The sequence below is a fragment of the Mycobacterium sp. KBS0706 genome (genome assembly GCF_005938675.2).
Taxonomy (GTDB): domain Bacteria; phylum Pseudomonadota; class Alphaproteobacteria; order DSM-16000; family Inquilinaceae; genus Inquilinus.
This window is the reverse complement of record NZ_VCCH02000025.1, coordinates 68,514-92,698: the sequence shown is the minus strand read 5'-3', so window position 1 is coordinate 92,698 and position 24,185 is coordinate 68,514. Positions and strand designations below refer to the sequence as shown.

The 24,185-nt window shown below is 69.5% G+C and carries 20 protein-coding genes and 1 pseudogene; 12 read left to right on the top strand and 9 right to left on the bottom strand.

The genetic code is table 11. The features are described from left to right. Positions 1 to 234, bottom strand: a pseudogene (locus tag FFK22_RS43845) (PE family protein); the annotation flags it as partial. Between FFK22_RS43845 and FFK22_RS15950 the strand changes: the two are divergent. The 10 genes from FFK22_RS15950 (at position 224) to serA (ending at position 12,831) form a co-directional block, all read left to right on the top strand. Continuing rightward, on the top strand, positions 224 to 739 hold the full coding sequence (locus FFK22_RS15950; RefSeq protein ID WP_186002483.1) for a hypothetical protein: 516 nt from the start codon (positions 224 to 226) through the stop codon (positions 737 to 739). The pseudogene FFK22_RS43845 and the gene FFK22_RS15950 sit on opposite strands and share 11 nt — an antisense overlap. A 25-nt stretch (positions 740 to 764) precedes the next feature. Further along, complete coding sequence (gene tolB, locus FFK22_RS15945; RefSeq protein ID WP_138893621.1) at positions 765 to 2,069, top strand: Tol-Pal system beta propeller repeat protein TolB; 1,305 nt, start codon at positions 765 to 767, stop codon at positions 2,067 to 2,069. A gap of 121 nt (positions 2,070 to 2,190) precedes the next feature. After that, the gene (pal, locus tag FFK22_RS15940) at positions 2,191 to 2,664 is read left to right on the top strand and encodes a peptidoglycan-associated lipoprotein Pal (RefSeq protein ID WP_138893620.1); all 474 of its coding nucleotides are present in this window, start codon (positions 2,191 to 2,193) and stop codon (positions 2,662 to 2,664) included. A 170-nt stretch (positions 2,665 to 2,834) separates the two neighbouring features. Beyond that, positions 2,835 to 3,638 (top strand): tetratricopeptide repeat protein, encoded by an 804-nt coding sequence (locus FFK22_RS15935; RefSeq protein WP_143956827.1) that lies wholly within the window; start codon positions 2,835 to 2,837, stop codon positions 3,636 to 3,638. Between the two features lie 3 nt (positions 3,639 to 3,641). Beyond that, the gene (gene tilS, locus FFK22_RS15930; protein WP_138893487.1) at positions 3,642 to 4,928 is read left to right on the top strand and encodes a tRNA lysidine(34) synthetase TilS; all 1,287 of its coding nucleotides are present in this window, start codon (positions 3,642 to 3,644) and stop codon (positions 4,926 to 4,928) included. Between the two features lie 90 nt (positions 4,929 to 5,018). Beyond that, positions 5,019 to 6,968, top strand: a complete 1,950-nt coding sequence (ftsH, locus tag FFK22_RS15925; protein WP_186002482.1) for an ATP-dependent zinc metalloprotease FtsH — start codon at positions 5,019 to 5,021, stop codon at positions 6,966 to 6,968. Between the two features lie 347 nt (positions 6,969 to 7,315). Further along, positions 7,316 to 8,326 carry a dihydropteroate synthase gene (gene folP, locus FFK22_RS15920; protein WP_221938628.1) on the top strand — a complete coding sequence of 337 codons (1,011 nt, stop codon included), beginning with the start codon at positions 7,316 to 7,318 and terminating at the stop codon, positions 8,324 to 8,326. Beyond that, the gene (glmM, locus tag FFK22_RS15915; RefSeq protein WP_138893486.1) at positions 8,327 to 9,685 is read left to right on the top strand and encodes a phosphoglucosamine mutase; all 1,359 of its coding nucleotides are present in this window, start codon (positions 8,327 to 8,329) and stop codon (positions 9,683 to 9,685) included. It begins immediately after the preceding gene. 301 nt (positions 9,686 to 9,986) lie between these two features. Further along, complete coding sequence (locus tag FFK22_RS15910; protein ID WP_138891714.1) at positions 9,987 to 11,171, top strand: phosphoserine transaminase; 1,185 nt, start codon at positions 9,987 to 9,989, stop codon at positions 11,169 to 11,171. An 82-nt stretch (positions 11,172 to 11,253) separates the two neighbouring features. Beyond that, positions 11,254 to 12,831 carry a phosphoglycerate dehydrogenase gene (gene serA / locus FFK22_RS15905; RefSeq protein WP_138891715.1) on the top strand — a complete coding sequence of 526 codons (1,578 nt, stop codon included), beginning with the start codon at positions 11,254 to 11,256 and terminating at the stop codon, positions 12,829 to 12,831. A gap of 171 nt (positions 12,832 to 13,002) precedes the next feature. Here the strand turns inward: serA and FFK22_RS15900 are convergent, their stop codons facing one another. From FFK22_RS15900 to FFK22_RS15870, 7 genes are all read right to left on the bottom strand, one after another. After that, positions 13,003 to 13,944, bottom strand: coding sequence for an ABC transporter substrate-binding protein (locus tag FFK22_RS15900; RefSeq protein WP_138891716.1), 942 nt, complete (start codon positions 13,942 to 13,944; stop codon positions 13,003 to 13,005). Positions 13,945 to 13,998: 54 nt separating this feature from the next. Next, entirely contained in the window at positions 13,999 to 15,000 is a 1,002-nt protein-coding gene (locus tag FFK22_RS15895) for an ABC transporter permease (RefSeq protein ID WP_138891717.1), read from the bottom strand. Then, complete coding sequence (locus tag FFK22_RS15890) at positions 14,997 to 16,523, bottom strand: sugar ABC transporter ATP-binding protein (RefSeq protein WP_138891718.1); 1,527 nt, start codon at positions 16,521 to 16,523, stop codon at positions 14,997 to 14,999. The genes FFK22_RS15895 and FFK22_RS15890 overlap by 4 nt, the downstream gene beginning before the upstream one ends. Next, positions 16,520 to 17,545, bottom strand: coding sequence for a LacI family DNA-binding transcriptional regulator (locus tag FFK22_RS15885; RefSeq protein ID WP_138891719.1), 1,026 nt, complete (start codon positions 17,543 to 17,545; stop codon positions 16,520 to 16,522). Before FFK22_RS15885 ends, FFK22_RS15890 begins: the two co-directional genes overlap by 4 nt. Positions 17,546 to 17,666: 121 nt before the next feature. After that, on the bottom strand, positions 17,667 to 18,428 hold the full coding sequence (locus tag FFK22_RS15880; protein WP_138891720.1) for an SDR family NAD(P)-dependent oxidoreductase: 762 nt from the start codon (positions 18,426 to 18,428) through the stop codon (positions 17,667 to 17,669). 180 nt (positions 18,429 to 18,608) lie between these two features. Continuing rightward, on the bottom strand, positions 18,609 to 19,505 hold the full coding sequence (locus FFK22_RS15875) for a helix-turn-helix domain-containing protein (protein WP_138891721.1): 897 nt from the start codon (positions 19,503 to 19,505) through the stop codon (positions 18,609 to 18,611). Positions 19,506 to 19,656: 151 nt separating this feature from the next. Continuing rightward, a complete protein-coding gene (locus FFK22_RS15870) occupies positions 19,657 to 20,304 on the bottom strand; it encodes a TetR/AcrR family transcriptional regulator (protein WP_186002481.1) in 648 nt (215 codons plus the stop codon). Between the two features lie 140 nt (positions 20,305 to 20,444). Here FFK22_RS15870 and FFK22_RS15865 point away from each other — a divergent pair, with 140 nt between their 5' ends. Together FFK22_RS15865 and FFK22_RS15860 are read left to right on the top strand one after the other, a co-directional pair. Next, the gene (locus FFK22_RS15865; RefSeq protein WP_138891723.1) at positions 20,445 to 21,578 is read left to right on the top strand and encodes an HlyD family secretion protein; all 1,134 of its coding nucleotides are present in this window, start codon (positions 20,445 to 20,447) and stop codon (positions 21,576 to 21,578) included. A gap of 25 nt (positions 21,579 to 21,603) precedes the next feature. Next, a complete protein-coding gene (locus tag FFK22_RS15860; protein WP_138891724.1) occupies positions 21,604 to 23,184 on the top strand; it encodes a DHA2 family efflux MFS transporter permease subunit in 1,581 nt (526 codons plus the stop codon). Between the two features lie 107 nt (positions 23,185 to 23,291). Here the strand turns inward: FFK22_RS15860 and FFK22_RS15855 are convergent, their stop codons facing one another. Continuing rightward, a complete protein-coding gene (locus tag FFK22_RS15855) occupies positions 23,292 to 24,152 on the bottom strand; it encodes a DUF2189 domain-containing protein (RefSeq protein WP_138891725.1) in 861 nt (286 codons plus the stop codon). Between the last annotated feature and the right edge of the window lie 33 nt (positions 24,153 to 24,185).

Here is a 24,185-nt window from a genome sequence, read left to right as displayed (position 1 = left end):
GCCGCCGACCCCGACGCCGCCGCCGCCCACGCCGCCGCCTCCGCCGGTGCAGGCGCCATCGCCCGAGGCCACCAAGCCGCCGCCGCCTCCGCCGACGCCACAACCGCCACCACCCCCGCCGCCGCAGCAGCGGCCGAACCCGCCCTCGGGCAAGCCGGAGGCGGAGCCGACCCCGACTCCGTCCCCGCCGACGCCGCCGGCCGAGACGGCGCAGGCCGACCCGATGGCGATCACGCCGACCGAGGCGCCGCGTCCGGGCTCGCGACCCAAGGCTCCGCCGCCGGCGCCGACGCAGCAGGGCGCGACGACGACGCGGCCGAACGCGCCGTCGCAGCCGCAGGGCGATGAGATCGCGGGGCTTCTGGACGGCGCGCCAAGTGGGCGGACGAGCAGCCGTTCGTCGACCCGTCCGCCGCGAGCGACGGGGCAGGGTGGGCCGGCCACAAGGATCTCGGTCGGCGAACAAGGGGCGATCCGCGACAAGATCAGGGGATGCTGGAACATCGACGCCCAGGCTCTCGGCGGCGTCGTCGTGCAGATCCGCGTCTCCGCCGTCCAGCCGGACGGGACCATCCTGTCGAAGGATGTGTCGATCGCCGACAACGGCGGCAACCAGGCCGCGGCGAATGCGGCGCGGCGCGCCGTCCTGAACCCGACCTGCCAGCCTTGGCCGGCGCCGAGCGGCGGATGGCCGAACGATACGTTCCTTCTCGTGTTCGACCCGAAAGACTTCTTCTGACCAGCCAGGAACCGAGGTGCAGACAATGAAACGAGGCTTCCTCCAGACCACGCTGGCCGCCCTGGCTGCGGTCGTATCCCTCTCGCTCGCCGCCATGCCGGCCCAGGCCGAGATCCGGATCGACATCAACCAGGGCGTGACCCAGCCGATGCCGATCGCGATCACCGACTTTCCCGGTGACTCGGTCGGCAGCCAGATCACGCAGATCATCACCGCGGACCTGCAGCGCTCCGGCCTGTTCGCGCCGATCGACCCGCGCGCCTTCACCCAGGACGCGGCGTCGCTGCAGCAGGGCCCGCGCTTCGCCGACTGGAAGGTGCTGGCGGCCCAGGCCCTGGTCACCGGCCAGGTCCGGCCGCGCGGCGACGGCCGCTACGACGTCGACTTCCGGCTCTGGGACGTCAGTGCCGAGCAGCAGCTGACCGGCCTGACCCTGACGGGCGACAGCGCGCTGATGCGCCGCGTCGCCCACAAGATCGCGGACGAGATCTACCGCGCCGTGACCGGCGAGGACGGCTATTTCGACACCCGCATCGTCTACGTCTCCGAGACCGGGCCCCAGATCAACCGGGTCAAGCGCCTGGCGATCATGGACCAGGACGGCGCGAACCATCAGTTCCTGACCGACGGCTCCCAGCTGGTGCTGACGCCGCGCTTCTCGCCGAACACACAGCAGATCACCTACATGGCCTATGTCGGCAACAAGCCGCGGGTCTATCTGCTCGACCTCGGCAGCGGCCGGCAGGAATCGCTCGGCGATTTCGCCAACATGACCTTCTCGCCGCGCTTCAGCCCGGACGGCAACCGGGTGATCTTCAGCATGGCGCAGGCCGGCAACACCGACATCTACGTCATGGACCTGCGCACCCGCTCGGTGCAGCGCCTGACCTCGGATCCCTCGATCGAGACCTCGCCCTCCTATTCCAAGGACGGGACGCAGATCGTGTTCGAGAGCGACCGCGGCGGCAGCCAGCAGCTCTACATCATGAACTCCGACGGCTCGGGCGTGCGCCGCCTCAGCTTCGGCCAAGGCACCTACGGCACCCCGGTGTGGTCGCCGCGCGGCGACCTGATCGCTTTCACCAAGATCACGGGCGGCCAGTTCTCGATCGGCGTGATGCGGCCGGACGGGACGGGCGAGCGTGACCTAGCCTCGGGCTTCCTGGCGGAAGGCCCGACCTGGGCGCCGAACGGTCGCGTGCTGATGTACACGGCGAGCGGCGGCGGCGGCAGCAAGCTGGTCACGGTCGACATCACCGGCCGGGTCAGCGCCGCGGTGCCGACGCCCTTCGATGCGTCCGACGCCGCCTGGTCGCCGCTGCTGCCGTGACGGCAAGCCGCAGAAATGCTAGAAATATCGCAAGAAATACCTTGCGGAGCGGGCAGTAACCTGCTTTTCCCTCAACCGCTTTCCGAATCGTAACGTCGGATCCACGTCAGGGGCAAATACCATGCGTCTCAAGATTGTGTCCCTCATGGGGGCTCTGCTGCTGGCCACGGCCTGCAGCTCCACCCAGAACGCCGGCACCGGCGCCGGCGCCGGCGGCCTTGGCTCCGGCACCGCCGCTCCCGGCTCGCAGCAGGATCTGGCGCAGAACATCGGCGACCGCGTGTTCTTCTCGCTCAACGGCTTCGACCTGAGCCCCGAGGCGCAGGCCACGCTGAACAAGCAGGGCGGCTGGCTGCAGCAGTACCAGAGCGTCGCCGTGACCGTCGAAGGCCACGCCGACGAGCGCGGCACCCGCGAGTACAACCTCGCGCTCGGCGACCGCCGCGCCAACTCGGTGCGCAACTACCTGATCGCCAATGGCGTTGCCCCGTCGCGGGTCACCACCATCAGCTACGGCAAGGAGCGTCCGGCGGTGCCGGGCCATGACGAGTCGGCCTGGGCGCAGAACCGCCGGGCGGTCACCGTCGTCAACTGATCCCGCCAGGACGGCGGACCGGTCCCCCGGTTCGCCTCCGGACGGAGGACTCGCGCGCCGGACGGCGGCAGCGGCATCGCCGTTGCCGCTGTGCCCGGCGCGTCTTATTTTCGCCGCTGGGATCGGCCCAAGATCGGTCCCGTGCCCCGAACCGTGGAGGTGGAGGCGACATGCCGGCTTCGCACAGGCGATGGAGTATTCTTGCGGTCGCGGCGCTCGCCGTCGCGGTCCTGGCCCCGTCCGGGCCGGGCCGGGCGCAGAGCTACGAGGCCCAGCTCGAGGTCCGGGTCAGCACGCTGGAGCAGCAGATCTCGCAGCTGACCGGCCAGATCGAGCAACTGCAGTACCAGAACCAGCAGCTCGCCGATCAGCTGAAGCGGGCCCAGGCCGACATCGAGTTCCGGCTGAACGAGCTCGAGGGCGGCGGTGGCGGCGCCAAGGCCGCGCCGGCTCCGGCTCCCGCCAAGCGGGCGCCGGCCCAGAGCGCCCCGGCCGCGCCGCGGACGCCGCAGCCCTTCACCCCGACGCCGCTGATGCCGCCGAAGCGGTCCGACGCCGAACCGTTGCCCCCGGCCTATGACGGCCAGGGCGACAGCCTGGGCGGCATGATTCAGGACATGGGCGCGGCCGATCCCGGGACCTCGGTCCCGGGCTTCGCCTCGACCGAGCCGCAATCCTACGGTCTCGCCGCGGCGCCGGGCGGCGATACGACCGACCCGTACAGCCTCGGCGAGTCCCTGCTGGCCCAAGGCCGCCCGGGCGAGGCGGCCAATGCCTTCAACACCGCCTGGTCGATGGATCCGCGCGGGCCGCGGGCGCCGGCCGCGCTGATGCGCCTGGCCCAGTCCCTGCTGGCGGCCCGGCAGGACCGCTCGGCCTGCGACGCCTTCGCCCGGCTGGTGGCGGATTATCCCGACGCCCCGGCGCAGATGCTGCGCCGCGCCAAGGACCAGCAGCTGCTGCTGCGCTGCTGATGCATGCATGACCCGGTCAAGGACGAAGAATTCGCCGCGCGGCTCGACCGCCTCGGCCCGTTCGACCGGCCTCTCCGCCTCGCCGTCGCCGTCTCCGGCGGCCCCGACAGCATGGCGCTCAGCCTCCTCGCCGCACGCTGGGTCCGGCAGAGGGGCGGCCAGATCCTGGCCCTGACCGTCGACCACCGGCTGCGCCCGGACTCGACCGCCGAAGCCGACGCCGTCGGCGCTTCCCTGGCCCGGCACGACATTCCCCACCGCATCCTGACCTGGACCGACGCCCCAGCCCGGGCCTCGCAGGACCAGGCGCGCCGCGCCCGCTACGACCTGCTGGACCTGGCTTGCCGCGAGTCCGGCATCTGCGACCTGCTGGTCGCCCATCATCGCGAGGACCAGGCCGAGACCGTGCTGCTGCGCCTGGCCAAGGGCAGCGGCATCGACGGGCTGGCCGGCATGGCCGCCTGGCGCCCCGCGCCCTGGGGCCGGCTGCTGCGGCCGCTGCTCGACCTGCCGAAGGCGCGGCTGGCGGCCACCTGCGCCGGATTCGGCGTGATCCCGGTCGACGACCCCTCTAACCGCCGCAGCCGCTACGCCCGGCCCCGGCTGCGCGCTGCCCGCGAGGTGCTGGCCGCGGAAGGCCTGACCGACGACCGGCTGTTCGCCCTGGCCCGCCGCGCCGGCCAGGCCCGCGCCGCGCTGGAGCGAATCGCCGCCGATCTGGGCCGCCGCGCCGTGTGGCTCGCCCCCGCCGGCTATGCCGCGATCGACCTCACGGCCCTGCAGCAGGCCGAGCCGGAGATTACCCGGCGCCTGCTCGACTCCGTCACCGCCTGCATCGGCGGGGGCGGCGAGGCTCGCTTCGATGCGCTGGAGCGGTTGGCCGATGCGGTGCGGGCCGGTGCGCTGCTGGGTCGCACCCTCGACCGCACTCTGGGGCATTGCCGCCTGCGCGCCGCCGCCGACCGGCTGCTGGTATTTCGCGAGCGCCGCTTCCTGCCGGAAATCCTCGGCCCGGCGCCTGGCGCATCCTTGCTCTGGGACGGTCGATTCCACATCGACATCCCCACCGACGCCGCTCCGGGCGACCGGATCGCGGCCTGGGGCGACGCGGCGAAGGGGACGGCGCGGCGCGCCGATCTGCCCTTCGACGCGGCCGCGGTATTGCCGGCGCTGTGGCGGAACGGCCACGTGCTGCGCCCTCCGAGCCTTGCCGGCATGGCCGGAGACGGCCTGTTTCTGCGGTTCGAGCCGCTTCGACCGCTGCTTTCGATTGGATTCCCGGTTGTTTAGACGCGGCGCTATATTATCTACTAGCGAGCCTCCGGAGGCTTTCCGGGGACCCACGACGCCGTGGCGCCGCGCAAGCGGTATGCGCGGGACATGAGGCGACCGTCCGTGAACAATTTCGGCAAGAACTTCGCGCTCTGGATCATCATCGGCCTGCTGCTCCTGGCGCTGTTCAACCTGTTTCAGAGCTCCGGCGGCCGTGCCCCGCAGGGCGAGCTGGCCTATAGCGACCTGGTGACCGCGGTCGAGAAGGGCCAGGTCGGGGACGCCAAGGTCCAGGGCAACACCGTCAGCGGCCATTACAACCAGACTGGCGGCGGCGGGACCTTCTCGACCTACGTCCCGGACGGCACCGACATCGTCAACAAGATGACGCAGGCCGGCGTCAAGGTGCAGGCCGCGGCGCCCGAGGGGCCGAACATCATCACCGGCATGCTGCTGAACTGGCTGCCGATGCTGCTGCTGATCGGCGTCTGGATCTTCTTCATGCGCCAGATGCAGTCCGGTGGCGGCAAGGCCATGGGGTTCGGCAAGAGCCGCGCCCGGCTGCTGACCGAGCGCACCGGCCGCGTCACCTTCGACGACGTCGCCGGCATCGACGAGGCCAAGCAGGAGCTCGAGGAGATCGTCGAGTTCCTGAAGGACCCGCAGAAATTCCAGCGCCTGGGCGGCAAGATTCCGAAGGGCGTGTTGCTGGTCGGCCCCCCGGGTACGGGTAAGACCCTGACCGCCCGCGCGGTCGCGGGCGAGGCCAACGTGCCGTTCTTCACCATTTCCGGCTCGGACTTCGTCGAGATGTTCGTCGGCGTCGGCGCCTCCCGCGTCCGCGACATGTTCGAGCAGGGCAAGAAGAACGCCCCCTGCATCATCTTCATCGACGAGATCGACGCGGTCGGCCGCCATCGCGGTGCCGGCCTGGGCGGCGGCAACGACGAGCGCGAGCAGACGCTGAACCAGCTGCTCGTCGAGATGGACGGTTTCGAGGCGAATGAGGGCGTGATCCTGATCGCCGCCACCAACCGTCCGGACGTGCTGGATCCGGCGCTGCTGCGCCCCGGCCGCTTCGACCGCCAGGTGGTGGTGCCGAACCCGGACATCATGGGCCGCGAGAAGATCCTCAAGGTCCATATGCGCAAGGTGCCGCTGGCGCCGGATGTCGACCCGCGAGTCATCGCCCGCGGCACGCCCGGCTTCTCCGGCGCCGACCTGGCCAACCTGGTCAACGAGGCCGCCCTGCTGGCCGCCCGGCGCGGCAAGCGCGTGGTCGCCCATGCCGAGTTCGAGGAGGCCAAGGACAAGGTCATGATGGGCGCCGAGCGGCGGTCCATGGTCATGACCGATGCCGAGAAGAAGACCACCGCATACCACGAGGCCGGCCACGCCATCGTCGGTCTGTACGTGCCGGAGCATGATCCGATCCACAAGGCGACGATCATCCCGCGCGGCCGGGCGCTCGGCATGGTGGTCAGCCTGCCGGAGAACGACCGCATCAGCTGGGCCAAGATCCAGATGGAATCGCGGCTGGCCATGACCTTCGGCGGCCGCCTGGCGGAAGAGCTGATCTTCGGGCCGGAGCGGGTGACCAGCGGTGCCTCGAGTGACATCCAGGCGGCGACCAACCTGGCCCGCGCCATGGTGACCGAATGGGGCATGTCGCCGAAGCTGGGCCGGCTGCGCTACAGCTCGAACGGCCAGGAGGTGTTCCTCGGCCATTCGGTGACGCAGACCCAGAACATCTCGGAGGAGACCGCCAAGATCATCGACGAGGAGATGCGTCGCCTGATCGAGGAGGCCGAGTCCAAGGCCCGCAACATCCTGACCGAGCATATCGACCAGTTGCACCTGCTGGCCAACGCGCTGCTCGAATTCGAGACGCTGACCGGCGACGAGGTGCGGGGCCTGATCCTTCGCGGCGAGCCGATCGTGCGGCCGGAGCCGAATGACGAGCCGCCGCCGCCGAAGCGCCCGACCAGCGGCAAGCGCACCTCGGTGCCGTCGGGCGGCGCCAAGGGCATGGATCCGGAGCCGCAACCTGGTACCTGATCGGGCGGGCACCTGACCGGATGACGACTGACAAGACCCACGGGCCGCGTTTCGACGCGGCCCGTGCCGTTTCCCTCACCGACGATTTTGCGCCCTTGGCCGGTCCCGGGGTGCGGCTGTATCTGCGCCCGCTCGGTCTGGCCGACGCCGTGCCGGGGGCGCTGCCTTTGGCCGGCGGCCTGCTGTCCTTCGACCGGGTCGAGCTGATTCTCAGAGAGGGAACGGAGTCCCCCCTCCCCCCGCGGGAGGGGGATAGGGGGAGGGGGCACTCTCCGCTCGACACCTCCCGGACCGTGGCAGACCAGCCTGTACAGCCAAGCGGACCATCAGCCCATTCGCGCGCAGACGTGCGCAGACCCCTCCCCCTAACCCCCTCCCGCAAGGGGAGGGGGGACAAGGATGGAATCTGTCCGGAGTGTGTCCGTGCCGTCGCCAATCTCGACACCCTGCGCCGCTGGGCCGAACGCCACGGCCTCGGCGCCGCGGTCGACGACCGTCTCGACCGGCTCAGCCGCCCGCGCCTCGCCTTCGCCGGCCTCGGGCTCGACCGGCCACGGCTGATGGGCATCGTCAACGTCACCCCCGACAGCTTCTCCGACGGCGGCGACTTCGCCGATGCGGGCCGCGCCATCGCCCAAGGGCTGGCGCTGGCCGAGGCGGGGGCGGAGATCCTCGACATCGGCGGCGAATCGACCCGGCCCGGCTCCGCCCCGGTCTCGGCCAAGGAGGAGATCGCCCGGATCGACCCGGTGATCCGCGACCTCGCCAACCGCGGCCTGGCCGTGTCGGTCGACACCCGCCACGCCGTGGTGATGCAGGCGGCGCTGGCCGCCGGCGCCCGCATCGTCAACGACGTCACCGGCCTGACTGGCGATCCCGCCAGCCTCGGCGTCGTCGCCCGCGCCGGCTGCCCGGTGGTGCTGATGCACATCCAGGGCGAGCCGAGGACGATGCAGCAGGATCCCGCCTATGACGATGTGCTGCTCGACGTCTGCGACTGGCTGGAGCAGCGGGTGGCGGTCTGCGCCGCCGCCGGCATCCCGCCCGGCCGTATCGCCATCGATCCGGGGATCGGCTTCGGCAAGAAGTCGGTGACCCATAACCTGCCGCTGCTGCGCGGCCTCTCGCTGCTGCACGGGTTAGGCTGCGCCGTGCTGCTCGGCGTATCGCGCAAGCGCTTCATCGGCAGCCTGTCCGGCGCCGCCGATCCGAAGGGCCGGGTGCCGGGATCGATCGCGGCGGGGCTGTACGGCGTCGCCCAGGGGGTGCAAATCTTACGGGTGCACGACGCCGCGGAGACGCGGCAGGCGCTGGCCGTGTGGTCGGCGCTGCAGGACGGGACAGAGGGTGGGGATTAGATGACGCGCAAGCTGTTCGGGACCGACGGCATCCGCGGTCGCGCGAATGTCGAGCCGATGACGGCCGAGACGGCGTTGAAGGTGGCGACGGCGGCGGCGGCGCAGTTCCGGCGCGGCGACCATCGCCACCTGGTGGTGATCGGCAAGGACACGCGGCTGTCCGGCTATCTGCTGGAGCCGGCGCTGACCGCGGGCTTCATCGGCGCCGGCATGGACGTCACCCTGGTCGGCCCGATCCCGACCCCGGCCATCGCCATGCTGACCCGGTCGCTGCGCGCCGATCTCGGGGTGATGATCTCGGCCTCGCACAACCCGTATGAGGACAACGGCATCAAGCTGTTCGGGCCGGACGGCTACAAGCTGTCGGACGAGGTCGAAAAGGCGATCGAGGACCGCATCGCCCAGCCGGCCGACGACCAGCTCGCCGCGCCGGCCCGGCTCGGCCGCGCCCGGCGGCTGGACGACGCCTCCGGCCGCTACATCGAATACGCCAAGAACACCTTTCCCAAGGGGCTCCGGCTCGACGGCCTCAAGGTCGTGGTCGACTGCGCCAACGGCGCCGCCTACAAGGTCGCCCCCGCGGTGCTGTGGGAGCTGGGGGCCGAGGTCGTGACCATCGGCGTGTCGCCCGATGGGCTGAACATCAACAAGGGCTGCGGCGCCACCGCGACCGATGCGATGCAGCAGGCGGTGGTGGTTCATGGCGCCCATCTGGGTCTGTCGCTGGACGGCGACGCCGACCGGCTGATCATGGCCGACGAGACCGGCCACCAGATCGACGGCGACCAGCTGATGGCGATGATCGCGCGCGACTGGTTCTCCGGCGGCCGCCTGGCGCAGCCGGCCGTGGCCGCCACGGTGATGTCCAACCTGGGCATGGAGCGGTTTCTGGGCGGCCTGGGCATCAGCCTGATCCGCACCGCCGTGGGCGACCGCTACGTGGTCGAGACCATGCGCGAGCGCGGCCTGAACCTGGGCGGCGAGCAGTCCGGCCACATCGTCATGAGCGACCATGCCACCACGGGCGATGGGCTGATCGCGGCGCTGCAGGTGCTGGCGGTGATCCAGCAGTCCGGCCGGCCGTCCAGCGAGGTGTTCCGGGTGTTCGAGCCGATGCCGCAGCGTCTGCGCAGCGTCCGCTTCACGCCGGTGCCGGGCGCGCCGTCGCCGCTGGAGCAGGCGCCGGTGCAGCAGGCGATCGCCGCGGCCGAGGCGAAGCTCGGCAAGGACGGCCGCCTGCTGATCCGCAAATCCGGCACCGAGCCGGTGATCCGGGTGATGGCCGAGGGCGAGGATGCCGCGCTGATCGAGGCCCTGGTCGGCGAGATCTGCGCCACGATCGAGACCGTGGCGGCCTGACGGGCTGGTGCCCGCCCCCCTCACCCGAAATCGCTACGCGATTTCGACCTCTCCCCAAGGAGAGGTGACCGAGCCCAGCTCCATTTTCCCCTCTCCTCGGGGAGAGGGAGGGGCCCATTCGCGTTGGCGAATGGGAGGGTGAGGGGGCAGGGTGCCCGTTGCATGAGTCCTTGCGCAAACTTGCGCTGCCAGACCTGCGCCGGACGCTTTGCAGATAGCGATTGACGCGGCGCCGTCGATCCATATGCTCGGCGGCGGGCCACGTCCCCCCACCGGGACGCTGCTATCTGGAAGGATAGACATGACTGCGAGTGCGCTCGCCCCCACGCCCGGACTCCGTCCGCGCAACCCCAATTTCTCCTCCGGTCCCTGTGCCAAGCGTCCCGGCTGGTCGCTCGAGGCGCTGCAGAATGCCGCCCTCGGCCGGTCGCATCGCGCCGGCATCGGCAAGGCCAAGCTGGCCGATGTGATCGAGCGGTCGAAGCGCGTGCTGCGCATGCCCGCCGGCTGGCGCCTGGCCATCGTGCCGGGGTCGGACACCGGCGCCGTCGAGATGGCGCTGTGGACCCTGCTCGGCGCCCGCGGCGTCGACCTCCTGGCCTGGGAAAGCTTCGGCGAGGGCTGGGTCACCGACGTCGTCAAGCAGCTCAGGCTGCCGGATGTCCGCACCTTCACGGCCGCCTATGGCGAACTGCCGGATCTCGGCCAGGTCGATTTCGACCGCGACGTGGTGCTGACCTGGAACGGCACCACCTCCGGCGTGCGCCTGGCGAATGGCGACGCCATCCCGGCCGGCCGCCAGGGCCTGGTGATCTGCGACGCCACCTCGGCCGCCTTCGCCATGGACCTGCCCTGGGACAAGCTCGACGTCGTCACCTGGTCCTGGCAGAAGGTGCTGGGCGGGGAGGGCGCGCATGGCATGCTGGCCCTGTCGCCCCGCGCGGTGGAGCGGCTGGAGAGCTACACCCCGGCCTGGCCGCTGCCGAAGGTGTTCCGCCTGACCTCCAAGGGCAAGCTGGCCGAGGGCCCGTTCAAGGGCGAGACCATCAACACCCCGTCGATGCTGTGCGTCGAGGACGCGATCGACGGCCTCGCCTGGGCCGAGGAGATCGGCGGCCTGGACAAGCTGGTCGAGCGTTCGGAGAACAATCTCGCCGCCGTCGCCGCCTGGGTCGCGCGCACCCCCTGGGTCGACTTCCTGGCGGCGGATCCGGCGATCCGCTCCTGCACCTCGATCTGCCTGAAGATCGTCGACCCGGCGATCACGGCGCTGGACGAGGAAGCCCAGGCCGCGGTGCCGAAGAAGATTGCCTCGCTGCTGGAGAAGGAAGGCGTCGCCTTCGACATCAACGGCTATCGGGATGCGCCCCCGGGCCTGCGCATCTGGGGCGGCGCCACGATCGACACCGCCGATCTCGAGGCGCTGCTGCCTTGGCTCGACTGGGCGTTCGACCGCGCCCGGGCCGAGCTGAAGCTGGCGGCCTGACCTCTCCTTCCTGACAACGTCCTGCGCCTCGCCCCGCCACCGTCGCGGAGCGGCGAGACGCAGGTCCCTTCGGAGCAAGACGATGCCCAAGGTTCTCATTTCCGACAGCCTGTCCCCGGCCGCCGTCGCCATCTTCCGTGACCGCGGCGTCGAGGTCGATGTCCGCACTGACCTCAAGCCCGAGGAGCTGAAGGCGATCATCGGCCAGTATGACGGCCTCGCCATCCGCTCGGCCACCAAGGTGACCAAGGAGGTGCTGGCCGCCGCGACCAACCTGAAGGTCGTCGGCCGCGCCGGCATCGGCGTCGACAATGTCGACGTGCCGGCGGCCACCCAGCGCGGCGTGGTGGTGATGAACACGCCCTTCGGCAACTCGATCACCACCGCCGAGCACGCCATCGCCATGATGTTCGCGCTGGCCCGGCAGCTGCCGGACGCCAACGCCTCGACCCATGCCGGCAAGTGGGAGAAGTCCCGCTTCATGGGTGTCGAGCTGTTCGGCAAGACGCTGGGCCTGATCGGCTGCGGCAACATCGGCTCGATCGTCGCCGACCGCGGCATCGGCCTGAAGATGAAGGTCATCGCCTACGACCCGTTCCTGTCGCCGGAGCGGGCGCTGGACCTGGGCGTGGAGAAGGTCGAGCTGGACGGGCTGTTCCAGCGCGCCGATTTCCTGACGCTGCACACGCCGCTGACCGACCAGACCCGCAACATCATCGACGCGGCGGCGATCGCGAAGATGAAGCCCGGAGTGCGCATCATCAACTGCGCCCGCGGCGGGCTGATCGTCGAGGACGACCTGCTGGCGGCGCTGAAATCCGGCCATGTCGCCGGCGCGGCGCTGGACGTCTTCGCGGTCGAGCCGGCGAAGGAAAGCGCCTTCTTCGGCCTGCCCAACGTGGTCTGCACCCCGCATCTCGGTGCCGCCACCAGCGAGGCGCAGGAGAATGTGGCGCTGCAGGTGGCCGAGCAGATCTCCGACTTCCTGCTGTCCGGCGCCGTGACCAACGCGCTGAACATGCCGTCGGTGACGGCGGAGGAGGCGCCGAAGCTGAAGCCGTACCTGGCGCTGGTCGAGCAGCTCGGCGGCTTCGCCGGCCAGATCACCGAGACCCGGCTGAAGGCGGTCAACATCACCTATGAGGGCGATGTCGCCCAGCTCAACACCCGGCCGATCACCAGCGTCATCCTGGCCGGGCTGCTGCGGCCGCTGCTCGACAGCGTCAACATGGTGTCGGCGCCGGTGGTGGCGCGCGAATACGACATCGACGTGAGCGAGACCAAGCGCGAGACTTGCGAGGACTACCACACGCTGGTGCGGCTGACGGTGACGACCGAGCGCCAGACGCGCAGCATCGCCGGCTCGCTGTTCGCCGGTACCAAGCCGCGGATCGTCGAGCTCGAGGGCATCTCGCTGGAGGCCGAGGTGGCGCGCAACATGCTGTTCGTGCGCAACGAGGACAAGCCGGGCTTCATCGGCCGGCTCGGCACGGTGCTGGGCGACGCCGGCATCAACATCGCCAACTTCAATCTCGGCCGCCGGCCGGAGGGCGGCAGCGCCCTGGCGCTGGTTTCGGTCGACAGTCCGGTGGCGGAGGGGATCGTCAAGACCGTGCAGGGCCTGCCCAGCGTGGTCCAGGCCAAGGCGCTGAATTTCTGATCCTGGTGCACTGTCCGAATGGAAAACCCCGGCCTGTAGCCGGGGTTTTTCTCTCTGCGTCCTCCTCCCTGTCATGCCCGGGCTTGACCCGGGCATCCGGAGACTGTCGAGACCCACTGGATTGCCGGATCAAGCCCGGCAATGACAGCAGGGGGAGGGCGGGGCCTCTCCTCAGAACGGCGAGTCCGGGAAGTAGAACTCCTTGGCGTTGTCCTTGGTCACCAGCGTGGCATCCAGGATGTATCGGCCGCGGACCGGCAGGTGGTCGTAGAGATTGGCGGCGGTCAGGTCCATCGCCACCGCGACCATGGCCGGCGGGTACAGCACGTCGACCGGGATCATCTTGTCGCCGTCCATCACCTTCTTGACCATGTCCTTCATGCCGGCGCCGCCGACCACGAACTTGATGTCGGTGCGGTTGGCCTGCTGGATCGCCTCCAGCACGCCCACGGCCATGTCGTCATCCTGGCACCACACCGCGTCGATCTTCGGGTACTTGGCCAGGTAGTCCTGCATCACCTTGAAGGCGTCGTCGCGGCTCCAATTGCCGAACTGCTTGTCCAGCACCTTGATGCCGCTGCCGGCAATCGCCTCGTCGAAGCCCTTGATCCGCTCCTCGTCGATCACGATCGGCAGGCCGCGGATGACCACGACGTCGCCGGTGCCCAGCGTGTCCTTGATGTATTTGCCGGCGACGCGGCCCAGCTCCGGGTTGTTGCCGGCGACGTAGAGGTCCTGGATCGACTGGTCGCTCAGCGCCCGGTCGACCACGGTGACGAAGACGCCCTTCGACTTTACCTGGCGGATCGGGTCGGTCAGCTCGTCGGAGTTGTGCGGCAGGGCCACCAGCGCATCGATGCCCTGGGTGGTCAAATCCTCCAGCGCATTGGCCTGCGAGGCGCCGTCCGGCGAGGTCTTGACGATCACCTTCAGCCCCGGATAGCGGGCTTCCAGCGCCTTCGCCTGCTCCTGCGCGTGGTAGACGACGCCGCCGGTCCAGCCATGGTCGGCGGCCGGGATCGACACGGCGATGGTCTTGCTCTCCTGCGCCTGGGCGGCGCCGAAGGCCGCCAGCAGGGCCACGGCCGCGAGGCCGATCATCTTGAAACGCATATAATTCCTCCCCACGAATCGAGCCTGTTGCGAACGGGCGGCTCCGCCCCGCACTCAGCCGCCCGGCCGGCGCAGCAGCGATCGCTGCACCAGCATGGCGATGATGATGATGGCGCCCTGCACCGCGCCGATCAGGTACTCGCTGACCAGGTTGGACAGGGCCATGATGTTGCCGACGACCTCGAGGATCAGGGCGCCGCAGATCGTGCCCCAGATCCGGCCGACGCCGCCGCGCAGCGCGGTGCCGCCGACGACCACGGCGGTGATCGCCTGCAGCTCCCACAACAGCCCGGTGGTCGAGGTGGCGGAGCCGAGCCGCGGCACATAGACCAGCACGGCTACGGCGACGCAGACGCCCTGGATGACATAGGTCAGGGTCCGCACGCGGTCGACGGCGATGCCGGAATAGCGGGCGACGTCCTCGCTGGACCCGACGGCGCGGACATGGCGGCCGAACGGGGTGCGGTACAGCACGAAGGCGCCGAGCGCGCCGACCGCCAGGATCACCAGGATCGGCACCGGCACGCCGAACACCGTGCCGAAATAGACCGGGCGGTACAGCGCCCGCAGGTCCGGCGCCTTCATCGCGATCGATCCGCCCTCGGCCAGCCAGATCAGCAGGCCGCGATAGATGCCCATGGTGCCGAGGGTGACGATGAAGGGCTCGATTCGCCCGACCGTGGTGATCAGCCCGTTGCCAAGGCCGCACAGCGCGCCCAGCATGATCGCCGCGGCCATGGCCAGCGCGATCAGGCTCATGCCGTCGCCGAGCGGCGCCGCGTTCATCAGCAGGATCATGGCGCCGGCGACGAAGCCGGCCATCGACCCGACCGACAGGTCGAGGCCGCCCGCGGTGATGACGAAGGTGGCGCCGACCGCGATGATGGCGATGAAGGCGCTGCGCGTGGCCACGTTCAGCAGGTTGTCGGCGCTGAGGAAGTTCGGGTTCAGCAGGGCGCCGACGACGATCAGCACGGCCAGGGCGAAGAAGGGCGCCGCGGTGCGGATGTCGAATCTGAAGCCCCGTCCGGCGGGCGTCGTGGTCGTGGTGCTCATGCTTCCCCAGCCAATGCCATGGTCTTCACGCCGGTGGCGTAGGTCACGATCTCGTCCTCGGTCATCGCCTCGCCGGTGACCTCGCCGACGATGCGGCCCGACCGCATCACCAGGATGCGGTGGCACAGGCCGATCAGCTCCTGCATCTCCGAGGAGATCACGATCACCGACTTGCCCTGGGCCGCCAGCTCGGCGACGAAGCGGTAGATCTGCTGCTTGGTGCCGATGTCGATGCCGCGCGTCGGCTCGTCGATCACCACGATCTCCGGCTCCAGCAGCATCATCTTGCCCAGGAGCAGCTTCTGCTGGTTGCCTCCGGACAGCTGCCCGGCCAGCAGGTCCTTGCGGCGGGTGCGGACGTCGAAGGCGGCGATGGCGTGGTCCAGCTCCGCCCATTCCTTCGCGGTGTCGATCACCGGCCCGCGGGTGAAGCGCTTCAGCGCCGCCAGGGTGAGGTTGATGCGCAGGTCCTGGGCCAGCAGCAGGCCTTTGCCTTTGCGGTCCTCGCTGAGATAGACGATGCCGGCCGCCATGCTGTCGCGCACCGTGGCGAAGCGCACCGCCTCGCCGTTCCGCCGGACCTCGCCATGGGCCGTGCGCAGCCCCAGCACGCCCTCCAGCAGCTCGGTGCGGCCGGCGCCGACCAGCCCGGCGAAGCCCAGGATCTCGCCGCGCCGCAAGGTGAAGGACGCATCCTCGGCATAGCGCGGCACGGTCATGCCCCTGACCTCGAGCACCGGGTCGCCGGCCGGGGCGCCGGTGCGCGGCGGGTAGAGATTGGACATGTCGCGGCCGACCATCATCCGCGCCATGTCGACCGGCTGCAGCTCCGCGGCGGGCCGGGTGCCGACCAGCCGGCCGTCGCGCAGCACCGTCACCCGGTCGGCGATCGCCTTCACCTCCGGCAGACGGTGCGAGACGTAGAGCACCCCGACGCCCTTGGCGCGGATGTCGTGGATGACCTTGAGCAGCGCGTCAGTCTCGTGCGAGGTCAGCGACGCCGTCGGCTCGTCGAAGATCACGACGCTGTGCGGCACCAGCAGCGCCCGGGCGATCTGCACCAGCTGGCGTTGGGCGATCGACAGCTGGGCGACCACGACGGCCGGGTCGATCTCCGCCCCCAGCGACCGCACCGCCCCGGCTGCGCGGGCGTTCATGGCGCGGTCGTCCACGGCGAGGCCGCGGCGGACCTCGCGGCCGAGGAACAGGTTCTCGGCCACGGTCAGATGCGGCGCCAGCAGGATCTCCTGATGCACCAGCACGATGCCGTGCCGCTCGGCATCCACCGGGCCGGCGAAGCGGATCGGGGCGCCGTTCATGCTGATGGTGCCGGCGGTCGGCTCCAGATGCCCGGCCAGGATCTTCATCAGCGTCGACTTGCCGGCGCCATTCTCGCCGATCACGGCATGGACCTCGCCCGGCTGCAGCTCGAAGCCGATCTCCTGCAACACGGCCACCGTGCCGAAGGTCTTGCCGAGGCCCTGGACGGACAGCACCGGCCCGGAGACAGGGGAGGGGATCATGGCATGTTGTCCCGGATGAAGATGTCGATCCGGATCCGCTCCTGGTCCGGCACGATCGGCACGTCGTCGCGCAGCGCCAGCAGCACCCGGATGCTGCTGCGCGCCATGTGGCCCGGGTCCTGGTTGATGACGGCGTCGATGGTGCCGCGGATCAGGTGGCGGCGGGTGAACTCGGTCAGCTCGTGGCCGATGAAGACGATGTCGCGGGCCCGGCCGGTCGCCTCCAGCGCCGCGACCACGCCCTGCTGGCCGCCGCCGACATTGTAGAGGCCGACCAGGTCCGGGTTCTCGTCCAAGAGGGTGCGGGCGGCGGCCTCGACCCGGGCGGCGTCGTCGCGCGCCTCGCGCAGCGGCAACACCTCCAGCTGCTTGTATTCGCGGGCGATGACCTGCTCGAAGCCGAATTGCCGCTCGATATGGTCGCGCAGCTGCAGCGAGCCGGCGATCAGCCCGACCTTGCCCGGGCGTTGGCCGAGGAAGCGGCCCATCAGGCTGGCGGCGGTGCGGCCGGCGGCGTGGTTGTCGAGGCCGACATAGTGGCGGCGCTTGCTGCCGGGCAGGTCGGAGACCAGGGTGACCGCGGTGGTGCCGCGGGCGGCCAGGGTCTTCAGCGCCTCGACCACGGCCGGGTGGTCCAGCGCCACCATGGCGACGCCGTCGAGTTCCGCCGGCAGTCCTTCCAGCGCCTCGGCCAGGGCCTCGCCGTCGAAGACGTCGACCAGCAGCACGTCGATCGCCACCCGCTCGGCCTCATAGCGGCGGGCGAGGGTGCGGAACTCGCGTTCCAGCGTGTGCATGAAATCGTTGGCGCCGACCGGCAGCACCACGGTGAAGCGGAAATCGCGCGCCCGCGACAGGCGCGAGGCCAGCCGGTCCGGCTCATAATGCAGCCTTTCGACCGCCGCCTTCACGCGGTCGACCATGCGCGCATGGATGCCGGCACGTCCGTTCAGCACGCGATCGACGGTCGCAACGCTGACGCCGGCTTCACGCGCGACGTCTTGCAGCGTCGTCCTGGCCACGGAAACCCCTCCCTGGATTGAAGGGATATCATCAAAATTTGATGAAGGGAAATCAAACAGGAGCGTGGGTATCGGAGGCGCAAGACGGCGGCCCCGCCTCCCCAGGGGCCGCCATGCAGGGTCAGCCGATGGCGACGCTCATGCCGCCATCGGCCATCACGACCGACCCGACGATGAAGCTGGCGCGGTCCGAGGCGAGGAAGGCGACGATCTCGGCGATCTCCGCCGGGTCGGCCGCACGACCGATTGGCGCATTGGTGCCATGCTCGGCGAGGAAACCTCGGCCATCCTCCATGAAATGGTTGAGGAGGTTGGTGACGACATCGCCGACGCCGATCGCGTTGACGCGGACGCCGTGCTTGATCGCCTCGAGCGCCTGCGTGCGCGTCAGCTGGGCGAGGGCACCCTTCGAGGCGGTGTAGGCGGCGATCCCGGGGAAAGCGAAGTAGGACGCGTAGGATGCGATGTTGACGATCGACCCCGACTGCTTCGCCATCATCACCTTGGCCGCCTCGCGTGAGTGAAGGAACGCGCCGGTGACGTTCGTGTCCATCTGCCAGTTCCAGTCTTCGCGGGACATCTCGACCAACTCCTTGTAGAGAATGCGGCCGGCATTGTTCACGAGGATGTCGAGCGTGCCGAAGGTCGCGACAGCAAGGGCCACCGCCTCTTCCGCGGTACCGTCGACGGTGATGTCCGCCACCAGGCTCACAAGCCCATCCCGGTCCAGATCCTTGACCGCCGGATCGATGTCCTCGGCGACGACCTTGGCGCCGCGGGCATGTAGCAGTTCGGCGATCGCACGACCGATTCCACTCGCCGCTCCCGTTACCAGCGCGACCTTGCCCTCGACCTCGTTCACGGATGTTTTGCGGTTCGACATCGGTGTCTCCTGACGGGATCACCAGGAAAATGGCCGATTTCGCTGATCCCGAAGGCGAACCGGCCCCGTCTTGATGACGTGGGACCGATATGCCACCGAGGCGCACGCCGTTCTCTCGGGCGATCGACGAACCTGTCGGGGTTTTGCTCAAATCGTCGGAAAGGGTCGAGCGTGCCTGGTCTAGGCACCGCGATAGGCTCCGGGCGAGACGCCCGTTTCCTTTCGGAAGACCTGTGAGAAATGGCTCGGGCTGGAATAGCCGACATCCATCCCGATCGAGATGATCGACCGGTTGGTCTCGCGCAAAAGCTGGCGCGCGGCCGCGATCCGCAGCCCGATGAAATATTGCGAGGGTGCAAGCCCGGTGGAGCGCTTGAACTGCCGGCTGAAATGCGCCTCGCTCATCTCGGCCGCGCGCGCATAGAGGCCGAGATCGAACGCGCTCGCCAGGTTCTGCTGCATCAGGTCGGTCACGCGCCGCAGGCGATAGGCCGGGATGGCGCTGCGACGGCGGACATTGGTGCGTCCCGGATCCACGTAGCCCCGCACCACATGGATCGACACCGCCAGTGCGACGCTTTCCAGAAGCAGGGAACTCGGCTGCGTCCGCCCCGAAATCTCGCGCGCCAGAGTCTCGATCAGCAGGCCGAGCTCGGCGTCGTGGACGCCCGAGACATCCCGCAGCACCGGTCGGCCGGCCGTGCCATGAACCTCCTGCATTGCGCGCTCCAGCAGCGGGAGCCCGAGATAGAGATGCATCACCTCGAAGGGCGTCCCGTCGCGGGAACGCCAGCGCAGCTCGTAAGGCTCGTCTGAATCGGTGAGGAAGAAATCGCCAGCCTGCACGTCGCTGGCCGACCAGTCGCCGCCGAGGTCACGCTCCTCCACCGTCGCCGTCCCCTTGAGGATCCAGACGATCAGGGGCTCGGCGACCGCCGGCACGATGAAGCTCTCTTGAACCGCATTGCGCGCGAAGATCTGGACGACGACATCCCTGGGCCAGCGATCGCCGCCGTCCGCAATCAGACGCCCGGCAATATGGGCCTGCAGCATTTCGGCGGATGTCTTGTCGGTCACGCCTGGGCCTTACGGATCGAACTCAGCCGAATTGTAGCTTTGGAATTGACGGATCGGCACTCCGAGGACCGTTGGTGCGTTGCCTGGGGCCGGGGTGGATCCCATCGTCTTCCCCGGGGACCGGATCGATCCTCCCTTTGGCGGCGCCGGATCAGCGTGGCACCAGGCAGCCGTGCAGAAAGATCTCCACCGCCTCGTCGACCCGGAGGTCGGTCTCCGCCGCCATCGGCAGCGGCGCGACGCCGAGCGTGGCGGCGCGCAGCGGCTCGGCGATCGCCATCGAGACCAGCATCCGGGCCATGCTCATGCTGTCCTCGAAGCGCAGCATGCCGTGCCGGCGCTGCGTCTCCAGCCACGCGGCCAGTGCCTCGGCGTTGCGCACCGGGCCGGCCTGGTAGAAGGCCTTCGCCATCTCCGGGAAGCGCAGCGACTCGGCGTAGATCAGCCGGTTCAGCGCCACCGTCTCCTCCGACAGCACCAGCCGCGCCAGCTCCTGCAGGAACTGGCGCAGCGCCTGCTTCGCCGCCGCCGGGTCCGGGCCGGCGTCGTGGCCGATCGGCGACCGCAGCGCCTCCGACCGGGCGTCGATCACCGCCTCCAGCAGGTGTTCCTTGGTGTCGACGAAGCGGTAGATCGTCTTCTTCGACACGCCGGCCGCCTGGGCCACCGCCTCCATGCTGGTGCCCCCGAAGCCCTGCGCCAGGAAGATCCGGGTCGCCGCCTCCAGGATCAGCCGCCTGGTCTCCTCGTCGCTGCGCTGCTGCGGCCGCCCCCGCGGCCGTTTCGGCGTTTCCTGCATGTCTGGCCCCTCGGTCGCGCATTTGCGCATTTCGCCTTCATCTCCCATCTTTGGATGGAAACCGTCAAGTTTCCTAAATAGCCTCGACATCCCAGCCGCCCTCGAAGACGGCCGGCGATCGGCTTTGGAGGGCAAATGTCATGACGCATCAGGTTCAGCCGGCCCAGCTCCGCACCGCCCCGGCGCCGGAGGCCAGCGAGGCCCCGGCCGCACCGGCGCCGCGCCGCCGCATCGGGAAGAAGCTCCTGCTGCTGCCACTCGGGGTCGTCGTCCTGGCTGGCGCCGCGTGGTTCGGCTGGAATTGGTGGACCGTCGGCCGGTTCCAGGAATCGACCGACGACGCCTATGTCCAGGCCGATTCGACCACCATCGCGCCGAAGGTCTCCGGCTACATCGCCGAGGTCCTGGTCCAGGACAACCAGGCGGTGACCGCGGGCCAGCCCCTGGCCCGGATCGACGACCGCGACTATGCCGTGGCGCTGGACCAGGCCAAGGCCAATGTCATGGCCGCCCAGGCCGATATCGCCGATGCCGATGCCGCGATCCAGCAGCAGGCGGCGGCGATCGAGCAGGCCCGTGCCACGGTCGGGGTCGACCAGGCGGCGTTGACCTACGCCCAGCAGCAATTCGACCGCTACACCGCCCTGGCGCGCACCGGCAACGGCAGCGTGCAGAACGCGCAGCAGATGACCGCCAACGTCCAGTCCTCGACGGCGACGCTGCAGCGCGACCAGGCGGCGGTGACCGCGTCGGAGAAGCAGCTCGACGTGCTTCGCGCGCAGCTGGAGAAGGCGAAGGCCGCCCTCGCGGCCGACCAGGCGGCGCAGCGTCAGGCCGAGCTGAATCTCGGCTACACCACCATCGCCGCGCCGGTGGCCGGCACCATCGGCAACCGCAGCCTGCGGGTCGGCCAGTATGTCCAGGCCGGCACCCAGCTGATGGCCGTGGTGCCGCTGGCCGAGACCTATGTCGTCGCCAACTTCAAGGAGACGCAGCTGACCGACGTGCATCCGGGCCAGCCGGTCGACATCGCGGTCGACATGTTCCCGGACGCCGACATCCACGGCCATGTCGACAGCCTGTCCCCGGCCAGCGGCCAGGAATTCGCCCTGCTGCCGCCGGACAACGCCACCGGCAACTTCACCAAGATCGTCCAGCGCATCCCGGTGAAGATCGTGCTGCAGCGCAACGACCCCCTGGCGGGCGCGCTGCGCCCCGGCATGTCGGTGATCGCCACCATCGATACCAAGCAGGACACCGCCAAGGCGCAGTGAGCGCTGCGGCCGGAGGACCACGATCATGTCGTCCGCAACCACCACCGCCGGCGCTCCGCCGGCCGACCGCGCCAGCCTGACCACCTGGATCTCGGCGTTCTCCGGCCTGCTCGGCGCCTTCATGGCGGTGCTGAACATCCAGATCACCAACGCCTCGCTGCCGCAGATCGAAGGCGGCATCGGCACCGGCGTCGACAACGGCGCCTGGATATCGACCTCCTACCTGATCGGCGAGATCATCGTCATCCCGCTGACCGCCTATCTCAGCCAGGTCTTCTCCTTCCGCCGCTTCCTGCTGGTCAACACCACGCTGTTCCTGGTGTTCTCGGTGGCCTGCGCCTTCGCCGCCAATCTCGGCGAGATGATCCTGCTGCGCGGCATCCAGGGCTTCACCGGCGGCGTGCTGATCCCGATGGCCTTCACTTTGGTGATGACCCGGCTGCCGCTGTCGCAGCGGCCGATGGGCATGGCGCTGTTCGCCATCACCGCCACCTTCGCGCCGGCGATCGGCCCGACCATCGGCGGCTGGCTGACCGACAATTACGGCTGGGAATACATCTTCTACATCAACCTGGTGCCGGGCGCCTTCATGCTGGCCGGGCTGGCCGCGACGCTGGAGCGCGAGCCGATGCGCCTGTCCCTGCTGAAGGAGGGCGACTGGTTCGGCATCGCCACCATGGCGATCGGCCTGGCGGCGCTGCAGACGGTGCTGGAGGAGGGCAACAAGGACGACTGGTTCGGCTCGACCTTCATCGTCCGGCTGACCGTCGTCGCCGTCGTCGCCCTGTCGCTGTTCATCTGGATCGAGCTGCGCGTCGCCAAGCCGGCGGTCGACCTGCGGCTGCTGCTGCGCCGCAACTTCGGCTTCGGCACGCTGGCCAACGTCTTCCTCGGCTTTGCTCTCTACGGCAGCGCCTATCTGCTGCCGCAATACCTGGCCCAGGTGCAGGGCTATGATTCACAGCAGATCGGCGAGGTGATGGCCTGGACCGGCCTGCCGCAGCTGCTGATCATCCCGCTGGTGCCGATGCTGATGGGGCGGGTGGACGGCCGCTGGCTGGTGGCCGGCGGGCTGCTGGTCTTTGCCGGCAGCTGCTTCATGAACATCAACATGTCGCTGGTCTATGGCGGCGACCAGCTGCTGGTGCCGAACATCGTCCGCGCCATCGGCCAGGCGGTGGTGATGGCGCCGCTGTCGGCCATCGCCATGGCCGGCATCGCCCGGCACGAATCCGCCGCGGCCTCGGGCCTGTTCAACATGCTGCGCAACCTGGGCGGCGCCTTCGGCACCGCGCTCCTGGGCACCATCGTGACCAAGCGCGAGCAGTACCACTCGAACATCATCGGCCAGTCGGTGTCGCTGTTCCGCGAGGAGACGCGCACCCGGATCGACCAGCTGACCCAGTATTTCCTGTCGAGCGGCGTGTCCGACCCGGCCACCGCCAAGCACCAGGCGATCATCGCCATCGGCCGGACCGTCAGGGCGCAGTCGCTGGTGATGGGCTTCAGCGACACCTTCGCCGTGCTGGGCGTGATCCTGCTGGCCTCGGCCGCCTGCGTCTTCATCATGCGCAAGGGTGCCGCCTCGGGCGGCGGCGGGCACTGAGCCAATTCGTCATCGCGAGCCCCGAAGGGGCGTGGCGATCCAGCGGCACCGGCCCCTGGATCGCCACGTCGCTACGCTCCTCGCGATGACGGGCGCGGTTGCGCCCGTCAGTTCACCATCTTGCGGTAGAGGTGCCAGGTGGCGTGGCCGAGCACCGGCATGACCACGATCAGCCCGACGAACAGCGGGATCGAGCCGACCACGAGGCCGGCGGCGACGATCAGGCCCCAGGCCGCCATCGGGATCGGGTTGGCGATCACGGCGCGGACCGAGGTCCAGATCGCGGTGTCGGCGCCGACGTCGCGGTCCAGCAGCAGCGGGAAGGACACCACGCCGATCGCCATCGCCGCCACGGCGAAGATCAGGCCGACGCCGCAGCCGACCACGATCAGGGTCCAGCCGGCGGTGGTGCCGAACACCTCGTTCAGGAACAGGCCGAGCGAGGCCGGCTCGTCCGGGCCGAGCGTGGCGTTGTAGATGACGTTGGCCACCACCATCCAGACCACGAAGATCGCCGCCAGGATGGCGCCGACCATCAGGATGACGCCGAATCGGGGCGTCCGCAGCACGCCGAAGGCGGCGCCCCAGCTGGACGGCTCGCCCAGCTCCCGCCGCCGGCTCATCTCATAGAGGCCGATCGCGGCGAAGGGCCCGATCAGGGCGAAGCCCGAGGCCAGCGGGAACAGGAGCGGGATCATGTCCTGCCCGACCATGGCCCGCGCCAGCACCAGCCCGACCACCGGATAGATCAGGCAGAGATACAGCACGTCGGTGCGGTAATGGCCGAAATCCTCGAAGCCCTTGACCAGGGCGTCGCGCAGGTCCCGCAACCCGATGCGATGGACCGCCGGGGCCAGGAGATTGAGGTTCTCCTCGGCGTGGAACACGGTCTGGCCGCCGGTGCGCAGGGCGTGGCTGCCGAATTTGAGCTGATCCGCTCCCCACTCCAGAGGGTTTCGGATGGTCATGTCCGTTCCTCCCGAACTTCCGGGGGCTCGCTT

Coding starts and splice junctions, on each gene's coding strand:
- FFK22_RS15860 (WP_138891724.1), top strand. CDS start 21,604: ATGTCGTCCGCAACCACCACCGCCGGCGCTCCGCCGGCCGACCGCGCC.
- FFK22_RS15900 (WP_138891716.1), bottom strand. CDS start 13,944: ATGCGTTTCAAGATGATCGGCCTCGCGGCCGTGGCCCTGCTGGCGGCC.
- FFK22_RS15880 (WP_138891720.1), bottom strand. CDS start 18,428: ATGTCGAACCGCAAAACATCCGTGAACGAGGTCGAGGGCAAGGTCGCG.
- FFK22_RS15865 (WP_138891723.1), top strand. CDS start 20,445: ATGACGCATCAGGTTCAGCCGGCCCAGCTCCGCACCGCCCCGGCGCCG.
- FFK22_RS15895 (WP_138891717.1), bottom strand. CDS start 15,000: ATGAGCACCACGACCACGACGCCCGCCGGACGGGGCTTCAGATTCGAC.
- ftsH (WP_186002482.1), top strand. CDS start 5,019: ATGAGGCGACCGTCCGTGAACAATTTCGGCAAGAACTTCGCGCTCTGG.
- FFK22_RS15935 (WP_143956827.1), top strand. CDS start 2,835: ATGCCGGCTTCGCACAGGCGATGGAGTATTCTTGCGGTCGCGGCGCTC.
- pal (WP_138893620.1), top strand. CDS start 2,191: ATGCGTCTCAAGATTGTGTCCCTCATGGGGGCTCTGCTGCTGGCCACG.
- FFK22_RS15870 (WP_186002481.1), bottom strand. CDS start 20,304: ATGCAGGAAACGCCGAAACGGCCGCGGGGGCGGCCGCAGCAGCGCAGC.
- FFK22_RS15910 (WP_138891714.1), top strand. CDS start 9,987: ATGACTGCGAGTGCGCTCGCCCCCACGCCCGGACTCCGTCCGCGCAAC.
- tolB (WP_138893621.1), top strand. CDS start 765: ATGAAACGAGGCTTCCTCCAGACCACGCTGGCCGCCCTGGCTGCGGTC.
- tilS (WP_138893487.1), top strand. CDS start 3,642: ATGCATGACCCGGTCAAGGACGAAGAATTCGCCGCGCGGCTCGACCGC.
- serA (WP_138891715.1), top strand. CDS start 11,254: ATGCCCAAGGTTCTCATTTCCGACAGCCTGTCCCCGGCCGCCGTCGCC.
- FFK22_RS15855 (WP_138891725.1), bottom strand. CDS start 24,152: ATGACCATCCGAAACCCTCTGGAGTGGGGAGCGGATCAGCTCAAATTC.
- FFK22_RS15890 (WP_138891718.1), bottom strand. CDS start 16,523: ATGATCCCCTCCCCTGTCTCCGGGCCGGTGCTGTCCGTCCAGGGCCTC.
- FFK22_RS15950 (WP_186002483.1), top strand. CDS start 224: ATGGCGATCACGCCGACCGAGGCGCCGCGTCCGGGCTCGCGACCCAAG.
- glmM (WP_138893486.1), top strand. CDS start 8,327: ATGACGCGCAAGCTGTTCGGGACCGACGGCATCCGCGGTCGCGCGAAT.